The sequence below is a fragment of the Hydrogenovibrio crunogenus genome (assembly GCF_004786015.1).
GTDB lineage: Bacteria > Pseudomonadota > Gammaproteobacteria > Thiomicrospirales > Thiomicrospiraceae > Hydrogenovibrio > Hydrogenovibrio crunogenus.
The window spans coordinates 2,364,687-2,383,024 of the sequence record NZ_CP032096.1 but is presented as its reverse complement, the minus strand read 5'-3'; the positions used below and the strand labels follow the sequence as shown (position 1 = coordinate 2,383,024).

Annotated in this window: 20 protein-coding genes and 2 tRNA genes; 6 read left to right on the top strand and 16 right to left on the bottom strand. The window is 41.4% G+C overall.

Annotated features, from left to right (window positions below):
- Window positions 1–27: 27 nt before the first annotated feature.
- From rpoH to purT, 3 genes are all read right to left on the bottom strand, one after another.
- Window positions 28–879, bottom strand: a complete 852-nt coding sequence (gene rpoH, locus GHNINEIG_RS11315) for an RNA polymerase sigma factor RpoH (RefSeq protein WP_135796733.1) — start codon at window positions 877–879, stop codon at window positions 28–30.
- A gap of 254 nt (window positions 880–1,133) precedes the next feature.
- Window positions 1,134–1,568 carry a flagellar export chaperone FliS gene (locus tag GHNINEIG_RS11310; protein ID WP_135796732.1) on the bottom strand — a complete coding sequence of 145 codons (435 nt, stop codon included), beginning with the start codon at window positions 1,566–1,568 and terminating at the stop codon, window positions 1,134–1,136.
- Between the two features lie 317 nt (window positions 1,569–1,885).
- Complete coding sequence (purT, locus tag GHNINEIG_RS11305) at window positions 1,886–3,067, bottom strand: formate-dependent phosphoribosylglycinamide formyltransferase (protein ID WP_135796731.1); 1,182 nt, start codon at window positions 3,065–3,067, stop codon at window positions 1,886–1,888.
- Between the two features lie 189 nt (window positions 3,068–3,256).
- Here purT and GHNINEIG_RS11300 point away from each other — a divergent pair, with 189 nt between their 5' ends.
- The gene (locus GHNINEIG_RS11300) at window positions 3,257–4,762 is read left to right on the top strand and encodes a putative bifunctional diguanylate cyclase/phosphodiesterase (protein WP_189636887.1); all 1,506 of its coding nucleotides are present in this window, start codon (window positions 3,257–3,259) and stop codon (window positions 4,760–4,762) included.
- A gap of 57 nt (window positions 4,763–4,819) precedes the next feature.
- Here GHNINEIG_RS11300 and mtnN read toward each other — a convergent pair whose 3' ends face one another.
- The 3 genes from mtnN to GHNINEIG_RS11285 are packed head-to-tail and all read right to left on the bottom strand — an operon-like array spanning window position 4,820 to window position 6,964.
- Window positions 4,820–5,518, bottom strand: coding sequence for a 5'-methylthioadenosine/S-adenosylhomocysteine nucleosidase (gene mtnN, locus GHNINEIG_RS11295; protein WP_135796729.1), 699 nt, complete (start codon window positions 5,516–5,518; stop codon window positions 4,820–4,822).
- 22 nt (window positions 5,519–5,540) lie between these two features.
- A complete protein-coding gene (gene luxS / locus GHNINEIG_RS11290) occupies window positions 5,541–6,062 on the bottom strand; it encodes an S-ribosylhomocysteine lyase (RefSeq protein WP_135796728.1) in 522 nt (173 codons plus the stop codon).
- Window positions 6,063–6,079: 17 nt separating this feature from the next.
- Window positions 6,080–6,964, bottom strand: a complete 885-nt coding sequence (locus tag GHNINEIG_RS11285; protein WP_135796727.1) for a glucosaminidase domain-containing protein — start codon at window positions 6,962–6,964, stop codon at window positions 6,080–6,082.
- Window positions 6,965–7,173: 209 nt separating this feature from the next.
- On the opposite strand from GHNINEIG_RS11285, the gene GHNINEIG_RS11280 reads away from it, so the two are divergent.
- Window positions 7,174–7,632 carry a PAS domain-containing protein gene (locus tag GHNINEIG_RS11280; RefSeq protein ID WP_135796726.1) on the top strand — a complete coding sequence of 153 codons (459 nt, stop codon included), beginning with the start codon at window positions 7,174–7,176 and terminating at the stop codon, window positions 7,630–7,632.
- A gap of 17 nt (window positions 7,633–7,649) precedes the next feature.
- Here GHNINEIG_RS11280 and GHNINEIG_RS11275 read toward each other — a convergent pair whose 3' ends face one another.
- From GHNINEIG_RS11275 to GHNINEIG_RS11250, 6 genes are all read right to left on the bottom strand, one after another.
- Complete coding sequence (locus GHNINEIG_RS11275) at window positions 7,650–8,498, bottom strand: MerR family transcriptional regulator (protein ID WP_189636886.1); 849 nt, start codon at window positions 8,496–8,498, stop codon at window positions 7,650–7,652.
- 32 nt (window positions 8,499–8,530) lie between these two features.
- A complete protein-coding gene (locus tag GHNINEIG_RS11270; protein ID WP_135796724.1) occupies window positions 8,531–9,970 on the bottom strand; it encodes a cryptochrome/photolyase family protein in 1,440 nt (479 codons plus the stop codon).
- Window position 9,971: 1 nt separating this feature from the next.
- Entirely contained in the window at window positions 9,972–10,523 is a 552-nt protein-coding gene (locus GHNINEIG_RS11265; protein ID WP_135796723.1) for a chalcone isomerase family protein, read from the bottom strand.
- A gap of 99 nt (window positions 10,524–10,622) precedes the next feature.
- On the bottom strand, window positions 10,623–11,840 hold the full coding sequence (locus GHNINEIG_RS11260) for an SAM-dependent methyltransferase (protein WP_223260895.1): 1,218 nt from the start codon (window positions 11,838–11,840) through the stop codon (window positions 10,623–10,625).
- Window positions 11,834–12,628, bottom strand: a complete 795-nt coding sequence (locus GHNINEIG_RS11255; RefSeq protein WP_135796722.1) for a DUF1365 domain-containing protein — start codon at window positions 12,626–12,628, stop codon at window positions 11,834–11,836. The genes GHNINEIG_RS11260 and GHNINEIG_RS11255 overlap by 7 nt, the downstream gene beginning before the upstream one ends.
- Window positions 12,621–13,967, bottom strand: coding sequence for an NAD(P)/FAD-dependent oxidoreductase (locus tag GHNINEIG_RS11250; RefSeq protein ID WP_223260894.1), 1,347 nt, complete (start codon window positions 13,965–13,967; stop codon window positions 12,621–12,623). The genes GHNINEIG_RS11255 and GHNINEIG_RS11250 overlap by 8 nt, the downstream gene beginning before the upstream one ends.
- A 109-nt stretch (window positions 13,968–14,076) precedes the next feature.
- Between GHNINEIG_RS11250 and GHNINEIG_RS11245 the strand changes: the two genes are divergently transcribed.
- On the top strand, window positions 14,077–14,838 hold the full coding sequence (locus tag GHNINEIG_RS11245; protein ID WP_135796721.1) for an SDR family NAD(P)-dependent oxidoreductase: 762 nt from the start codon (window positions 14,077–14,079) through the stop codon (window positions 14,836–14,838).
- Window positions 14,835–15,269, top strand: coding sequence for a nuclear transport factor 2 family protein (locus tag GHNINEIG_RS11240; protein ID WP_135796720.1), 435 nt, complete (start codon window positions 14,835–14,837; stop codon window positions 15,267–15,269). The genes GHNINEIG_RS11245 and GHNINEIG_RS11240 overlap by 4 nt, the downstream gene beginning before the upstream one ends.
- A gap of 82 nt (window positions 15,270–15,351) precedes the next feature.
- Here GHNINEIG_RS11240 and GHNINEIG_RS11235 read toward each other — a convergent pair whose 3' ends face one another.
- The 4 genes from GHNINEIG_RS11235 to GHNINEIG_RS11220 form a co-directional block, all read right to left on the bottom strand.
- Complete coding sequence (locus GHNINEIG_RS11235; protein ID WP_135796719.1) at window positions 15,352–15,705, bottom strand: hypothetical protein; 354 nt, start codon at window positions 15,703–15,705, stop codon at window positions 15,352–15,354.
- Window positions 15,706–15,882: 177 nt separating this feature from the next.
- Window positions 15,883–15,966: transfer RNA gene (locus GHNINEIG_RS11230), tRNA-Leu, on the bottom strand.
- Between the two features lie 37 nt (window positions 15,967–16,003).
- Window positions 16,004–16,079 (bottom strand) — tRNA-Phe (locus GHNINEIG_RS11225).
- A 168-nt stretch (window positions 16,080–16,247) separates the two neighbouring features.
- Window positions 16,248–16,499, bottom strand: a complete 252-nt coding sequence (locus GHNINEIG_RS11220; RefSeq protein ID WP_128385499.1) for a helix-turn-helix domain-containing protein — start codon at window positions 16,497–16,499, stop codon at window positions 16,248–16,250.
- 145 nt (window positions 16,500–16,644) lie between these two features.
- Between GHNINEIG_RS11220 and GHNINEIG_RS11215 the strand changes: the two genes are divergently transcribed.
- Both GHNINEIG_RS11215 and GHNINEIG_RS11210 read left to right on the top strand, forming a co-directional pair.
- The gene (locus GHNINEIG_RS11215) at window positions 16,645–16,887 is read left to right on the top strand and encodes a hypothetical protein (protein WP_135796718.1); all 243 of its coding nucleotides are present in this window, start codon (window positions 16,645–16,647) and stop codon (window positions 16,885–16,887) included.
- Window positions 16,874–18,169, top strand: coding sequence for a site-specific integrase (locus GHNINEIG_RS11210; protein WP_135796717.1), 1,296 nt, complete (start codon window positions 16,874–16,876; stop codon window positions 18,167–18,169). The genes GHNINEIG_RS11215 and GHNINEIG_RS11210 overlap by 14 nt, the downstream gene beginning before the upstream one ends.
- The last annotated feature ends 169 nt before the right edge of the window (window positions 18,170–18,338 follow it).

The window sequence follows — 18,338 nt, the reverse complement described above, 5'->3', positions numbered from 1 at the left end:
GTTTTTATTTAAGCAATTGCAATTAAGTTAAGCCGTCATGCTGGCATGTAATGTTTTGATGGCTTGTTGTTCAATTTGACGAATACGCTCCATCGAAACGCCATATTTTTCAGACAAAGCCTTTAAGCCCGTTTTATTTTCACTGAGCCAACGTTGTTGCAAAATATCTCGACTACGTTGATCTAGTTGTTTTAAGGCTTGGTGCATTCTGCCTAGCTCATGGTCAGATTGTGAGTCATTTGCCAGCTGTGTTTCAGGATCTAGTTCCTGGCTCACCAGTACAGGGTATGTCTTAGAAGTGTTTTCTTCTTCATCGGGTGTTAAATCGACAGACATATCTTGACCATACAGACGCGTTTCCATTTCAAGGACGTCTTTTCGGGTCACTCCGAGCTCTTTTGCAATCGTGTCAGCATCTTTATCCCCTAACCATTCAAGAGATTTTTTAGTGCTACGCAGTTTAAAAAAGAGCTTGCGCTGTGCTTTGGTGGTCGCCGTTTTGACAATACGCCAATTTTTAATCACGTACTCATTGATTTCGGCACGAACCCAATGAACCGCAAAAGTCATTAACCGTACTTTTTCAGCCGGATTAAATCGTTTAACGGCTTTCATCAAACCGATATTACCTTCCTGGATGAGGTCATTTAATGGCAACCCATACCCATTGTAAGAGCGTGCAATCGGAACCACATAACGCAAAGAAGACAAAATAAGCTGTCTGGCAGCATTTAAATCTTTATGATGATAAAGTTTTTCCGCCAACTCTCTTTCTTCGTCAGCTGAAAGTTGAGGTAGGGTTTGAACCGTTCTCAAATAGCTTTCAATGTTCTGTCCAGGAGTAAGATTGTTTGCAAATGGAATCAATTGATTTGTCATATTGATCTCTCTCCTAATAAAATTAATATCATCATATTACACTTTTTTTGGCACTCAAGTCAATAGAGTGCTAATGTTTTTTTAATTAAACTTATTGTGTTTTATTTCAATGCCTTAAGAGTATTTTGTAATGTAGTTTATAATTATGTTAAGGCTTAAGTCAGGAATAAGGTCGAGAAGAGATATGTTAGGAAATGAAAAAATAAAAAGAGCCGGAAAAAGGAGGAGAAACCGGCTCTAATTAAGGCGGATAATTAACCGTTTTCGGCTAACTGGCCTGTTTGGTGCATCATTTCTAACCAGGCATCACGCACTTCGGTTAGGATTTCAATGGCGCTGTCTAAATAGAAGGAATCCTTTTCAAAAACGGCTTCTTGAATGGATTTATCGGCGTAACGATATAATTCATCTAAATCATATGCCAAAGGCGTATTTTCTGACATGGATAAACGATCACGTAAAGCGTCTAAAATCGTTGTCATTCGGCCTAAGTGGAAGCCTTTTTCGACCAAAGCATTACTTTGATGACAGACTTTTGCTAAGTTTCCTTTATCTACCACGCCTTGTAGTAGTAAAAGAATGGTCTTGCTTGGATTGTCAGCCAATTTTGACTCTGTATCTGGGTTACGGTTGTATTCTTGAAGAATAGGGGCTTTTACATCTGATGTCATTGTTTGATTCGTTGTCATAATCATGCTCCTGTGCGGTCATCTGATTTATTGAACATTTAAAAAATTCTTTCTGTCTTTTACAGAATCATAGAAAGTTCTAAAGTTATTCTGCTAAGGGTCGAGTAGCAGACAGCATGCCATATCAATAAAGTTGTTGTTAAGTTATTGATATTTATTGTTTATTTGTGTTTGTCTTGAGTGGCGTTGTTTGAATAAAGAAAAGAATTGGCTGGAGGTGATAAAGATTGTCAGTTATTTGGCAATGACGTTTTGAAAGGGTCACTTTTAATACGTGTTTGAGTTAAGCACGGCATAAAAGTGACAACTAAAGGCGTTTAGAATTCCACCTTTACTGCTTGAGCTGATGCTTTGGCTTTTTCAATGGCTTTTTCAATCGTGATATCGCGCGCGAGCGCAACCCCCATCCTACGACGACCGGCAATTTCTGGTTTACCGAATAATCGGATTTGAGTGTCCGGTTCTTTTAATGCCTCTTCAAGTCCACTAAATTGAGTTGTTGTTGAGTGGCCTGTTGGAAGGATAACGCTGGAAGCAGAAGGGCCATGCTGTGTAATGTTTGGAATCGGTAACCCTAAAATCGCTCTTAGATGCAGTGCAAATTCAGATAAATCTTGAGAGATTAAAGTAACCAAACCTGTATCATGAGGGCGCGGCGAAACTTCACTGAAGATGACTTGATCATCTTTAATGAATAATTCAACGCCAAATAACCCCCAGCCGCCAAGAGCATCGGTAATTTTGATGGCAATTTTTTCCGCTGACTGAATAGCTATATCAGACATTGGGTGCGGCTGCCAGGACTGACGATAATCACCGTCTTCTTGAATATGGCCTATTGGCGCGCAAAAGCTGGTGCCATTTTTATGACGGATCGTCAATAAGGTGATTTCATAGTCAAAATCAACAAACCCTTCGATAATCACTTTTCCTTTACCGGCACGTCCGCCTTCTTGTGCATAGTGCCAGGCTGACTCTATGTCAGCTGTCGACTTTATGACGCTTTGCCCTTTTCCTGATGAACTCATGATTGGTTTGACTACACAGGGCATGCCAATGGTTTCTACGGCTGCGATAAAGTCTTTTTTATTGTCTGCAAACGCATAAGGGCTGGTTGGAATGTCAAGATCTTCTGCAGCTAAGCGACGGATGCCTTCTCGATTCATAGTGAGTTGAGTGGCTTTGGCAGATGGAATAATGTTAAAGCCTTCCTGTTCCAACTCAGCGAGGGTGTCGGTTGCGATGGCTTCGATTTCCGGCACAATATAGTCAGGCTTTTCTTTTTCGATGATTTGTCGAAGAGCCTTTCCGTCCAACATGCTTAAGGTGTAGCTGCGATCTGACACTTGCATCGCCGGTGCATTTTCATATCGATCTAAGGCAATCACCTCGAGTCCAAGTCGCTGCGCTTCAATCGCTACTTCCTTTCCCAGTTCGCCTGCACCACACAATAAAATTTTAGTAGCGGTCTTTGAAAACGTGGTACCGATTTGCAACATGGCATTCCCCTTGCTTATTGAATCCGTAAAAAGAAACAGCCAAATTTATCGGCCGACAATATGAAAACTTGAAGGCAATTATAGTGGATTTTATCCATTTCTGAAAAATAACAATGAATGTCAGCAAAATTTTTAACAGACATTTCAATTTGCTTTTCAGGTAAGGCAAGGGATGTAAGGAATAATAATATGATTGAGTTCGCACAAAACACGACTTTGGAACCGCTTCTAGATCACTTGAAGTTTGATCGTCGTATGACATCGCCTCAAAAATTTGAGTCGTTTCCAGATATCGCTGCGAATGAAAAGTCCAGTGTAAAAAGATTACTGTCCGAATTACAGCACAAGTTTTCAGACTCGGTTGATGTTGCTTATTTAATTGAATCCGAAGTCAGTTCGCGGACGGCGGACTTATACCGTAGAGCAAATTACGATTCTTTAACACACTTGCCTAACCGTGCCCATCTTCATGATATTTTAGAGAATATGATTCAAGGAACGGAACATAAAGGAAGTGTGTTTTCATTATTGTTCTTAGATTTAGATGGTTTTAAAGCTGTTAATGACACTCAAGGTCATCATATTGGAGATGAATTATTACGACATGTCAGTGGACGACTGATCTCATCTGTTCGAGAAGGCGACATTGTGAGCCGATTAGGCGGTGATGAGTTTGTGGTTTTACTGGCTGAAACAGAAAACCGAACTGAAGTGGAAGACGTTTGTCAGCGTATTATCAATGAGGTGTCTCGACCATATTGGTTTGAAGGGCAAGAGGTTAGAACCTCTACCAGTATTGGTGTTTCCATGTTTCCGCAAGATTCGAAGCTTGCATCCGAGCTGATTGAAACGGCAGATGAAGCTTTGTATGTGTCTAAATCTAAAGGGAAAAGAACATTTCGTTTTTATAATGATGTAAAGCAAGAAGTACCTGCGCATAAACATATTATTCAAGCAAGGTTCGATGCCGCTGTTTTAAATTCAGAATTTGCTACTTATGTTGAACCACAAATTGATTTGAAAGAAAACCGAGTGGTTGGTGGTCATCTCAGTATTGAATGGCAAACAGCCGATGAAAATCAACAATCACTTGAATCATGGCAGCATTTACTGGCAGGAAACCCTGCGGAATCTTCGATCAGTTTATGGTTATTGGATAGTGCTTGTTTTTATTTAAAGCAATGGTTAAAGGTCGATGCTGAATTTGTGGTAACGGTTCCAATCATGGAAGGGCTATGGCGCCAAGAAGATTTTGCAGAGCTTTTAAATCAGAGAGTTAAGCAATATGGCATTCCATCCAGTCAATTGCAATTGGCGTTTTCGTTGAAGAGTTTTGACGTTTTTGATCAGGGTTTAAGGGATTGTTTACAACAGTTATCCGATCAAGGGTATCAACTGACTTTAACCGGGCTAGGAGGGCAATCCTTTAATTTTTCGATGCTGGTTGGGTTAAATATTCAAGAGTTTAAGTTTGATGAAGTGTGGTTGCATGAGCAACTTGAAACGCGTTCTGGGCAACAATGGGTTAAAGCATTGATTCAAATGGCGAAAAGTTTAGATGCGTGTATGATTGCGACCGGGATTATCTCTGAAAGTCAGGTACAAAATTTGACTGAGTGGGGATGTACCCTTGGTCAAGGTGCTTATTGGTCTGCTCCGATAGAGGCCGCTGAATTTAAGCAATTAATGATTTAAAGATGAAAAATGGCTTTGTTACTTTTAGTAACAAGGCCAATCTTGAGACAGAACCGTTTAAGGTTTTAAGTGGTTTAACATTTCCAGTATAAGGCGTGCCGAATGAGTGGCAGCCTTATCCAGATACTGTTCAAACGTCACGGCATTTTCTTTGCCTGCAATATCCGATAAAGAACGAATGATCACAAAAGGCGTTTCAAATGCATGGCAGGTCTGCGCAACGGCAGCAGCCTCCATTTCGCAAGCAATCATGTCGGGAAAGTTTTCTCGGGTGGTGGCGACATCTTCAGGCAGGTGCATAAAGCGATCACCGGTGGCAATCAGACCATGCATATGCGTGACTTCCTGCAAGGCATCTATGCTGCGTTTAGCAATGTCAATCAAGCTGCTATCGGCAAGGTAGCACTCGGGATGTCCTGGAACTTGTCCTCGTGCATAGCCGAATGGAGTGACATCGACATCATGATGACAAACCGATTGGCTGATGACGATATCCCCCACGTTTAAATCAGTATGGAACCCACCTGCAGAGCCAGTATTGATCACATAGTCCGGCTGGTAAAGTTTGATGAGTAACGCTGTTCCAATTGCAGCATTCACCTTTCCTATGCCGGAGCGTAATAGAATGACCTCAATGTCATTAATCTGCCCCAGATAGTATTCAAACCCACCGTGAATTTCTGTGTTCAAGTTTTGGATTTGGTTACGCAATAAGGCAACTTCTTCTTCCATGGCACCAATGATGGCAACTTTCATAGAACGTCCTTTTATCTGTCTTTTAAACTTCGTTGCCTAGTGCTTTCAGAGTTTCTTTATCTAGAGCAATATTTTCATTTTTATTCACGCCAATGCCATGATCAAGAATGTTTTGGGCAATGGATTTTGCCTCTTCTAAAGAATGCATTTTGTAGGTGCCACATTGATATTCATTTAATTCAGGAATGTCTTGCATTTTTTCAACGTTCAGCACGTCTTGCATGGCTTTCATCCAAGCGTCGGCCACACGTTTTTCATCCGGTGTACCTATGACGCTCATGTAAAACCCAGTGCGGCAGCCCATTGGTGACACATCAATGATTTCTACATCATCAGCATTTAGGTGAGTGCGAATAAATCCGGCAAATAAATGCTCTAAGGTATGAATGCCCTTTTCGCCCATCATGTCGACATTTGGTTTGTTAAAACGTAAATCGAAAACAGTGATGGTATCACCACCGGGTGTTTTCATGGTTTTAGCAACTCGGACGGCCGGCGCATTCATGATTTTATGATCAACGGTAAAACTATCGAGTAATGGCATGGTCAATCCTTTGTAAGTTATGATTTCTGGTTGTATTGTGTAAGTTTATTGTAACGAATCATGCTTTGTAATTCCTCAACATATTCATGTTTTCGAGCGGAGTAATTCACCAATCCTTCTGTCATTTTCAGTCCGGTTAAAGGTTGCTTCTTTTGACGAAGCTGAGCACGAATCTTTCTCAATTGGGCATAGGTGCGATGGCTATTCAAGTTATGAATATAGCTTTTGACAGAGTAGTAAGGGTGGTCAAACGCTCTAACTTCATGAATGGCTCCCTTGCTTCGTTGCTTTGGAACCAATCCGCATCCTTTTGAAAAACACCACTGTCCAAAATAGTTGTTGGCTTGTCGAGCAAAGCGAGATGTGCCCCAGGCACTTTCATTTGCTGCTTGGGCAAGTGCCAGCGAGGTCGGAACGACATCGATTCGGGTAAGCAATGCTTTCAAATCCGACGTTTGAGTCGGGTTTAAATCTTCCAATCCATATAAATCCCCTTCCTTTTTCAGCCAGGCCTGGTCGGTTTTTGAAAGCGTTTGTGCGGCGATTAATGATTTGAGATGGTCACGCTTTTTCATGACTTGTTGATTCGCTTGGTGAATTAAAGGCGTCATAAACTCGAAAAAAGCTTGTTTTCTAGGGGGGCCCGCAGCGAACGCTTTAAATTTTGGTGGAGTTTCCAGCTTTAAGGAAGGTTTTTGAGGCTCAACTGGAGCGGAAGAGGGAACTGAAGCCTTTTGGGGGACGGCTGTCGTCATTTTATCGGTTGTTTGGGATTTTGATTCAGCAGTAGCAGGAGTCTTTTTGTCGGCTGAACGAGTTGAAGAAGCGTCATCACAGCCTGTCAATAAAAAGAGGCCACTGATTAAACCGACCAAAGAACGGGTTAGGACGATTTTTTTCATTACAAATCCTTGCTAAAGTGGTTAAAACAATGGCTATATGATAACGGATTGCAGCCGTCAGTTGTAAATAACCTAGTCTTCTTCTCGGGTATGAGGGAATCATAAGGGAGCTGATAAGCTTTGTCTTTTTCGATAAAACCTTAATCTTGCTATTTTTTTATTAAGATAACTCCGCTAGAATGAATTCACTTGAAATGGGATGCATGGTTATGAAAGATACGAAATTACGTTATGGCACCTTGTTGCAACTGGTAGAAAATGCGCAGGATGGCATAGTGGTGGCAGAAAAAGAAGATCATGATACGATCTTAATTTATGTGAACCCCGCTTTTGAAAAACTCACAGGCTATAACGCAGATGAAATTTTGTATCAGGATTGTCGTTTTTTACAGGGCAATGATACAGAACCGGACGCGGTTAAAACCATTCGTTCTGCGATTGATACGGCAAAACCGGTTCGAACCGTTTTAAAAAACTATCGGAAAGATGGTACAAGCTTCTGGAATGAACTGAGTGTGACGCCGTTTTATGATGAAGTCGATCAGTTGACCTACTATATTGGCATTCAAAAAGATGTGACCGAAGAGGTTGAATTAAAGAATCAGCTGGATGCGGCTCAAGCAAAAATTGCCGAATTGGAAAAGCAACTTGAAGCGGGAAAAGTTTAAACTTTTCCTTTTATTTTTTATTGAGTCAATAAAGTATTACTGAGTGGGCGGTAAGTCACTTGTATGTGATGAGATAAGTCGCATGATTTTTGATTCAAAAACAGAAAAAGCTCAAAGCTTGGATGGGTTTCAATCCAATGCTGCCAATCGTTATTGTTGAAATTTCCCGTCTCATCGACCACTGCAATTCCCATACATTGAAGGGCTTGAAGCTCGGCTAGTAGCGTCTCAAAAACGATGTTTCCGGGCGGTTGCCATAAAGGGTAAAACCCTTTTGAGACCATATATAGCGCCGCCAAAGCGCCTTGAACACTGCTGGTTTCTGGCGAGGTTTGAACCCATACTCGTTTCAGAGGCTGAGTCAGCTGGCGTGTTGATAAGTGAAGTCGTGAATATAATCGGGGCAATAACAGGCTTTGCCAAAGACGGTAAGACGGTGCTTCCGGGGCCTGTGACAGTTCCAGAGTCAACTGTGAAAACAGGTCTCGCCAGAATTCACTAGGATAATCCGCCAAAACGGTATCAAGCAAGGCATTGAGTTCAACAATATTTTGGTTCTTCAAAAGTTTTGTCAGTTGCGGCGCAAGCTCTTTTTCCAGTTTGGGTTCAATCGTCTCTGGCTTGGCGGCATCAACTAGGTTTTTGATTTGACTGATAGGGATGCCCTGCTGTGTGAGCTGCACCACCTCTCTCAGCGTGTCAATGTTGTTCTGAGTATAAAGACGATGCCCTGAGTCGGTTCTCACCGGTTCAATTAAACCATAACGGCGCTCCCAGGCACGAAGAGTGATTGGGTTGACGCCAGTTAATTTGGCCACTTCCCGAATGGGAAAAAGTGCATCGCTGGTTGGTTGAGAGTTTTTCATAGCTGACATCTTATACAGTAGTTATACATTCGTCAATGAATCTGGTTTAAAGATTTAAGGGTCGCCACTTTTTCTAAATGGCGTTGGCGTGATTCCGTTAAATCAATGATTGGACGAACACGTTTTTCGTTTGGGGTGGTTTGCCAAGGTGCGTGAATCTGTTTGCTGGAATAGGGGGTTAATTCAGGCAGCCATTGGCGTAAATAATGGCCTTCTGCGTCGAATTTTTCACTTTGTCGAACAGGATTGAAAAGGCGATAGTAAGGGGCAGCATCAACACCGCAACCAGCGACCCACTGCCAGCCTAAGGTGTTATTGGCTGGATCCGCATCAACCAGAGTATTATTAAACCAATGCGCCCCGGCGCGCCAATCAATATCGGCATTTTTGGTGAGCCAAGAAGCCACCAGCATACGAACACGATTGTGCATCCAACCTGTTTCCCAGAGCTGTTTCATGCCCGCATCAATAATTGGCACGCCCGTGTGTCCCGCGCACCAGGCCTGGTAGTTTTTTACTTGTTCAGGGTCTGCTTCCGATAAAGGGCGAAAGAAAGTTTCGAATTTGGCTTGAAAAGGGTGGGTCTCAGTGTGAGGGAAATGCCACAAGATACTGCGGGCAAACTCTCTCCAAGCCAATTGTCTCAACCAGACATGAATGGCCTGGTTGGCAATGCCGGGTTCTGTTTCTAATGTTAATAATTCAAATACAATGGCTCGGCTGTGAATTTCGCCAAAATGTAAATGTGGTGACAATTGACTGGTGCCTTCAACCGCTGGAAAGTCACGATTTTGTTCGTAGTGCGCCAGCCCTTCGTTGAGAAAGCGTTCAAATTTTTCCCAGGCCTGGCGTTCGCCTGTTTGCCAGTGTTGCATGACCTTTCGGGCCCAGGGGCGGGTTGAAAGGTGAGTTAAGCTTTGAGGAAGGGTTTGATCCTGTCCGGATTGGCAAATGGTTCTGGCGGTTTTCTCCAAGGAGTTTATCGCATGAGAGAAGGGAAGTAATTCTGACAGCTTCTGGCTTAACGTGTTGTAAAAAGGGGTGAAAACTTTATAGGGTCGTCCAGATTGATTGAGTAACTGGTCATAAGGAAGCCAGTTTTCGGTGTCAAAGGCACGTAATGCTACCTGGTAGCGTTGACATACATTGAGCGCTTGCTGTTGCATGGTTTTAAATGGATGTCCGAGCTGAAACGTGTAGAAAACTTGTTCAATCTGGTAGGTTTGAATCATGTGGTCTAATTGCTGCTCAAAGTTGCCTTCAAGACACCATAGTCGGCCATCGTGTGCCTTAAAGTCCTGCTGGAGTTGCTGTAAGCTGTTAGCAAGCCAAGCAGTATTGGCGTCACCGATGGTTTGTTCAGGGTCGTGAAAATACGCCACAATAATATCGTCTGACTCCGCCAACGCCGCTTCTAAGGCAGGGTGGTGTTGAATTCTGAGTTCACGTTGTAACCAAACCAGTGTTTTCATACTATAACCCTTTTAAAAGATTGTTTTTAACCGTATCTGAAAGCGGCGTTTTTCCTAACCAAAGACCGAAGTATAGCGCTTTGAAACCAGGCGTGTTATTTTCAAACTTCAGTTGATTATTTAGCCATAACTGAGTGCCGTTGGTCCTATCGTAGGACAGGCGATAGCAATCGTTTGGCGAAACGCTTTCATAAGATAAGTGTAGCGCATTCACCGCTTGTGAATGAAGTGGAGACAGTGGTGTCGGTAACCCTGTTTCCGCTGCTTCGACAAAATCTTTTTGACTTAGCGGGACGTGATAACACAATTTTAGATTGAGAGCGGTCTGGTCTGTAAGCAGATTTTCCAAAGTCACTTCGTCTGAGACCCACAGTTGTGCATCATAGACAGGGATTACCCCCGCCCAATAGGCGGTTGTTTGCCCTGTCTTTTTGAGAGTGGGAATTGCTTCTGCCAAGATGGGCATGGGGCGTCCCACCATAGCAAGAAAAAGAATAAAAAGGGCAACCCTGCGAACGGGTTGCCAACCATGGAGATTCTTTAAAGGACCCATCTTTTAACGTTTCCTAAGGTGTTTTTTGAAAAAACAAGATCACTTCCCCGACTTTGAAGCCCCATAAAGAGTCGAGACAACATAATGGCATCCTTAGCCCTAAAAGCGCTTTTCTAAAGTGATTTGGTAAACAGAGATATGTTGTTGTTCGAATCCGACACGACAATAGTCTAGATAATAACGCCAAAGTCGCTGGAATGATGCGTCATATCCCATTTTTTCCAAAGTTTCTGATGAAGCGTTGAATTGTTTCATCCAGTGCGAAAGAGTGGTGGCGTAGTCTTGACCGAATTCAAACTGGTCCACGATTTCGAATTGATGCTCTATCGCCAATTGATGGAGTTGTTCCAAGCTTGGAAGGAGCCCTCCCGGAAAAATGTACGACTGGATAAAGTCGACGCCATTTTGATAAGTTTCCGCTTCTTCATCATCAATGGTGATAATTTGCAACACGGCTTTACCATGGCTTTTTAAATTCCGTTGAAGCTGTTCAAAATAACGGTGCCAATACTCCTTTCCAACGGCTTCAAACATCTCAATGCTGACGATGTAGTCATATTGACCGGTTTCATGTCGGTAATCCTGAAGGGTAATATCCGCTTTGTTGTTGAGTTGGAGGGCTTTCAAACGGTTTGAAGCGTAGTTTTGTTGTTCGATTGAAAGCGTGAGTCCTTTATAGTCGATACCTTTTTGGGTCGCGATTTCAGCAAACCCACCCCATCCGCAGCCGATTTCAAGCACACTTTCTTGTCCATGCAAAGGTAATTGATCCAGAATACGTTGGTATTTTTGTTGTTGAGCTTGCTCTAACGACTCGCCTTTTTTCAAAAAGAGTCCACTGGAATAGCTCATGCTGTCATCAAGCCAGAGTTCATAAAAATCATTACCGAGGTCATAGTGGGCGGCAATATTCCGTCGACTATTGGAAACAGAATTATGGCGTCTGCGATGACGCCACAAATGCCAGATGCCTAGCGGTTTTTTATGATGCAGAAGCTGAGTAAACTCAGCGCGGTTTTGGTGTGCCAAAGTCATGAGCTGATGTAAGGATGCCGTTCGAATAGAATGTTCAATATACGCTTGAGCAAACCCTAGTTCACCCTGTGTTTTCAGTAAATACCCGAATCGCAATATAGATAGAATTTCTAAGTCAGCATGACTGCCGGGGAGCGGGCCTTCAAAGCGATAGGATTGTCCCAAATACTGCACCGTGAGACTGCCCTTTTGAATATGTTTGAAGGGCAAGGTTTGGATGAACTTCTGCAATAGGTGAGAAGGCATCATCCATTCGATTGGCGTGGTAATAAGTTTCAACATAATGTCATCTCCGAGTGACTGTGTTGGGTCTGAGATAAGTGTTTCGGGGTTGGATGAAATTTTCCCCCTTTGACCCAAATTTTGAGCGCCCACCAATGAATCAATAAAAGAACCTTGAGTGAATTCATTGGAAAATGAAGTGTTGCTTTTAATAAAAGTGCGTTCGTAAGGGGATGTTGTTTGCCGATTTGAGTGGCGATTAAAGTTGGTTTATTTTGTTCATATTGCCTGATCCACAGTTTGTAATGTTGGCCAGGGATGTAAAAACGAAATTGATAAAATGCATTCATACTGATAAAAGGGGAGACATGAAAATCTTTGTTGGCGCGAGCTTTCAATGTCTGATTTGGAAGAACTAATGGCTTTCCTTGCCGAGTGAGCACGTAATGATGCCATTGACCAAATGTATTGCTGACTTCACCGATGATGCCGATGAGTTCATTATTTTGGTTGTAGGCATACCAAACGGCCAAAGGATTAAAGATCACTCCTAGCATTCTTGGAGAACACACCAGTTCGATTCGATCCGCTGGAGAAGGTAATCCGTAGTCTGCTAACAGGGTGTTGGCCCATTCCCGCCAAGAAATATTTGGATCACGTGCGCCATAGTCTTTGGTGAATAAGCTGATTAAGTTGAATCGATTTAGTGATAGCCACTTTAATTGCTCGGACTCTGTTTCGATGCGATCGATATCGACCTTTAAGTTAAAGACTTTGTAGTTAAATCGATATTGAAACGGGCGTAAACGCTGATGCATCACGTCACAGAGGTATCCTTGGCTAGGCATGATTGGGTTCCTCATCCATCGGTGTGTCTTTTTGCCACGGAAGCGTTACGCCAAAGTATTTTGCAATGGCAACGGCGCTGCGCAAACCATCTTCATGAAAACCATATCCGGTATAGGCGCCGGCGAAATAGAGCCCATGTTTTCCTTGAAGATCGATTAAGTGCTTTTGTGCTGAAATGGCGGCCTGGTTAAAGACCGGGTGATCATACTCAAACACTTTGAATGTCTTGTCTGGGTCAGGTTGTTTAATCGGGTTCAAGGTCACAAAAACCGGGGTCTCGGTTTTAAGGGATTGGAGCCTATTCATCCAATAAGTGACGGCAACCCGCTTCTCTTCGTGTTGCATTTCTCTGAGATAGTTCCATGCGGCCCAGGTGTTTTTGCGGCAAGGCATTAACTGAGTATCGGAGTGAAGGTAAGCGGTATTTTTTTGATACTGGAAAGCCTGAAGTAGACAAAAATCGGGTTGATAATCCTCGGCAATCATTTGATAACTTTCATCAGCATGGCTGGCTAGTACCACTTGGTCGAAATAAGAAGCTTTGCCAGATTCAGTGGTTACTTTGACTTGGTTCGCACCAGGATCTGGTGTCACTTGTGTGACTTTATTGTGTTTCAGGTGTGTAAAGGTTTCTTGTCGCAAAATAGCCTTTAAATATTCAATGCTGCCATTTGCAACCGTTTGCCATTGTGGTCGATTTTCTATATTTAATAATCCATGATTTTCAAAAAATTGTAAGAAGCTCAAAACCGGAAATTTGAGCATGGTATGCGTTGGGCAGGACCAGATAGCTGCCGCCATCGGCAATAGATAATAGTCGCGCATCGCAGGCGACATCTTATGTTTTTCTAAATAATGCCCTAATGTCATCTCGACCAAGTTTTTAGAACGAGCGGCTAGGTCCTGTTTTGCTCTTCGGTTGAAGCGAACAATATCGCTGATCATATTCCAATGCGTTACAGAAAAAAGATTACGTCTTTGTGCAAAGAGTGTGTTGAGGTTATTGCCAGAATATTCAATTTTTCCATTGTCGATGGATACCGCAAAACTCATTTCTGTAAGGATTGTCTCGATATTCAAGTGTTGGAACATTGCGGTTAATAACGGGTAATTGGGTTCGTTATACACAATGAATCCGGTGTCCACAGGTAAGGTCTGATTTTGATCGTCCTGGATTTCAACCGTATGAGTATGACCGCCAATATAGTCATTTTTTTCAAACAGGGTAACGTCATGGTTTTGGCTTAAAAACCAAGCGCTTGCAATGCCGCTGATGCCGCTACCAACCACAGCGATTTTCTGTTTTTCTGGCATTATTTTGGTGGTTTCTGTATTCATGACGCTTCACCTTGTATAACTAATATGCTATTATTTATACATAAGTTATACAGTTATGCAATACTTGATTGAAAAATTTATGGATTTAAGTATTTGATGGAGTATAAAAATGAGAAGAATATGGATTGTGGGAGCCTCTTCGGGTATTGGGTTGTCTTTGACGCAATCGCTGTTACAGGAAGGGTATTTGGTGGTAGCTTCTTCTCGAACGGCAGAGCAATCAGATGAATTAACATCGTTAAAAAAACAGTTCGGTAATCAATTGCAGAGACTGAATATTGATGTGACACAAACCGATGGGTTGGCTGCAAAAATTGACCAGGCCTGGGCATTTTTTGGGGGGCTGGATATATGGTTTTACAATGCTGGAACTTACCAGCCTATGTCTTTTGATGCATTTGATTATGCGTCATTTAATTCCATGAATGCGGTGAATTATCTAGGGTGTGTTGCGTTAATGGTGGCTATGAAAAATCGCGTGATTCAAACACCAGAGATTAAGATGCGCTGGCTTTGGAATATCAGTATTGCCAGTCAAGTTGGCTTGCCTTATGGTGGTGCTTATTCTGCACCCAAGGCGGCTTTGTTAAACCTTGCAGAATCTATCCAGCCGGAATTAGAAGCTTATGGCGTGACCTTGCAAGTCATTAATCATGGCTTTGTGAAAACACGTTTGACTGACAAAAATCAATTTGAAATGCCCGGATTGATGATGCCGGATGAAGCGGCAAACAAGATTGTTCAAATGATTCATCATAAAGGTAAATCATTTGAAGTCACTTTTCCCAAGAAGGTAACTGTGTTTTTAAAACTTCTTAAAATATTGCCCTATCGTTGGGTGTTTTTCATCACTAGAGGACTGCTGAAATGAGTCAAATCTATAAGAAAAAATTGTTGTCCTATATTCATGCTTATGAAAATTTGACGGAAGGAAACTTGAGCAGTTTGTTAATGCCCCTGTTTTCTGAAAATGCTTATTTTGAAGACCCATTTAATCAAGTGGTGGGAAAAAAGCAAATTCAAAAGATTTTCCAGCACATGTTTGACCACACGATATCGCCAAGATTTGTTGTGATGAACTATCTTTTGGAAGAGCAAATGGCCTTTTTGCGATGGGAGTTTTGTTTTTTAGATCGACAGTTTAAAGAACACCGAATAGTCGGTGTGTCAAAAGTGGTCTTTGACCAGAAAGGCGACGTGTTATCTCATATTGATTATTGGGATACGGGAAAATATATTTATCAAAAAATTCCAGTATTAAGGTCGATCATTCGATGGGTTAATCGTTTCTTTAGGCCATGATTTCAATGGTACTTAAATGACTAGGTATCCGCTTGATTTATCAACTGGAGTCAATAGGATGAGAACTTATCCAATGGCATGTTTATTTTGGCATGAGATGATCAATAAAAAAGATGGTCAGCAATAAGATGATGCTAGCCAGTATCGGCAATCCGTAACGATATTTGATGATCACTTTGGTTTTAGGGGCGCTTTTTTTCGGAAAAGGAATTTCCCCTTTATGCATTCTAACCGTGCGAATGAATTCTTTTTCTGTTGAAGGTGAGAGTGCTTTGGCCATTTGATTGACTTTGCTGGAATGAAACGTCGACATGGCTTTGGCCAGCGAGTTCAAATCGCACTGCTTTAACTCTTTGGCACGTTGTGCCATTGGGAGTTGCAACATCCAATCAATCTTTTCGATATCAAGCTCGGTTTTAAATGTTCTTTTAGCCATGTCTGCATTTCCGATAAAAACAGGATTATCAGTCAGTTAATCGACTTATCTTACGATAACTTTATCACAAACTGCTTTTGGGAATACTTGAATGAGTCTGAAAAAGGTTGAGTTGGCGTGTTAAAACCATGAGAATAGAAATAAAAAAGCCCAGGTGAAAACCTGGGCTTAATAATGTGGTGCGGAAGGAGAGACTCGAACTCTCACACCAAAGGCACCAGAACCTAAATCTGGCGTGTCTACCAATTCCACCACTCCCGCGTATAAGATGTTTTAAAGAAAAACACCTTAAAAAATGTGGTGGCCACACCTGGAATCGAACCAGGGACACAAGGATTTTCAATCCTTTGCTCTACCGACTGAGCTATGTGGCCTAAATTTGAATTTGCGTATTGTATAGAGAGGCGCTGAGGCTGTCAAATTTAATTTTAAAATTATTGGAATTTTTTAAGTGCCCAGATCGTGCCCAATCAGAGCCCAGATTATTAAATAATTGTTAAAAAAGACAACAAGACTGAAATCTATACGTAAATAGACCTTATTCAATCTTTACTTGTCATTTCTTGAAACTTTTCATCTGAAATATATTCAACTAAATCTGCTATTTCGCAGTCAAAGTATTTGCATAGTTTGTTGAGCGTTTCAGTTGATGTGCTATACCCATGCTGAGTATTAATTTTGGTAAGCGTCATTCTATTGATTCCTGTTGCTTCAGCAATTTGTTTTAGAGTAACTCTTCGCCCATCTAGAAATTCTTTTTTTGCAATTAATTCTTTTAATTTAAATCTTATCATCGCCTATTCCAGTAATAAAAAGATACATATATATATCTAATAATGCTTGACGCGCGCATTAATGTGTTTATAATGATTCTTAAAAGATATATATATTTATCTTTTATATCTTTTTGTTTATCTTTTAATAATGGAGAATGATAGCATGAATATTACCTATTTAACCACTGAAGAATTATCTCAGCGTATTAAGTACAACGCCAGAACAATTCGTAATGATCTTAAAGATAGCGTGTTGCTAGAGGGGCGCCATTACATTAGACCATTTGGTCAACGTAAAATTTTGTTTATTTGGGAAAATATTGAAGAGGATATGTATAACGCTTCAAATAACTCAGTTTACTCTGTTCCTATGGCAAACGGAGGTGTTTGTTATGGCAAGCATTAGAGCCCGTTCAGGAAAATTATTTTTTGATTTTCGTATTTTAAATGAAAGGTGCCGAGAGCAGACCGCCTTACCCGATACTAAGTCAAACCGTAAAAAGTTAACCAAGATATTGGATAGGATTGAAGCTGAGATTACGTTAGGTACTTTTGAATACGAAAAGTATTTTCCAAAAAGTCCAATGGTAGAAAAAATCCGCAAGATCCAAGCAGAGATGATGACAGGTTATACCAAAACACCATTGTTTAAAGATTTTGTTGAGGAGTGGTTTTCAGAAATGGAACCAACATGGCGAAAAGCCACTGCGGATGGTTATCGAAGTTATCTAGATAAGCGTTTAATTCCGCATTTCGGAGAAATGGAGGTCAGCAGTATCACCAAAGCAGAGATCTTAAAGTACCGAGCACACGTCGCCAAACAGTCCGCCGGTAAGTTAAAGTCTAAGACGATTAATAAATTTATTAAGTGTCTAAATATGGTTATGAATGAAGCCGCTGACCGATATGATTTTACGCCACCACATCTCAATATCAAGCCTTTGAAAGAAGAAAAGGTACATATCGATCCTTTTTCTATTGAAGAGGTTAATCAAATTCTTGCACAAGTGCGCTCTGATTGGCGAGACTATTTATTAGTTCGTTTCTTTACAGGGATGCGTACAGGAGAAATTGACGGTCTTAAGTGGGAGCATGTTGATTTTTCTCGTCGAGAAATTCTTGTTCGCGAGACTTATTCTGCAGGTCGATGGGAGTACACCAAAAATGATGGGTCTCAACGAGAAATAGAAATGTCCACATTAGTCTATAACACCTTATCAAAAAGGTTTAAAGAACGAGACCCAGAATCTGAGTTGGTGTTTTGTACTGGAAATGGTGCGCCTGTTCATACACCTAACTTCTTAAGAAGGGTTTGGAAGCCACTACTTTCTTATCTTAAGCTCAAGTACCGTAAACCTTATCAAACGCGTCACACTGCCGCTACGATTTGGTTAGCGGCAGGAGAAAATCCAAACTGGATTGCCAAACAGATGGGGCATTCAACTACTTCGATGCTTTTTACTGTCTACGCTCGTTACGTTCCCAACCTAACCCGTAAGGATGGTTCAGCGATGGAACGTTTGTTGGCGTCGAACATTGATGGTTTTCATGTAGCGGCTAATAAAGAGGAAAGCGTTGATGAAGATAAGCCAGAAAATTCTGAGGTACTTGAACAACAAAACGAAATGGCATTCTGGGATCAGATCTTGCAGAACACACAAGACTATCGTTCAGGAGGTGGTCAATGAGTATTGTTTACTTGATGCCATTTATTAATTCACAACATCCATAATGATGGAGCTTCAAGTTTAAATCTCGGTGTAGACATAATGTTTAAAAACTCACTTGATTTCAAGTGAGTTTTTTATGTATGAAACCTGTAATAAAAGGTTTTTAGAATATTGTTACAATTTTCAA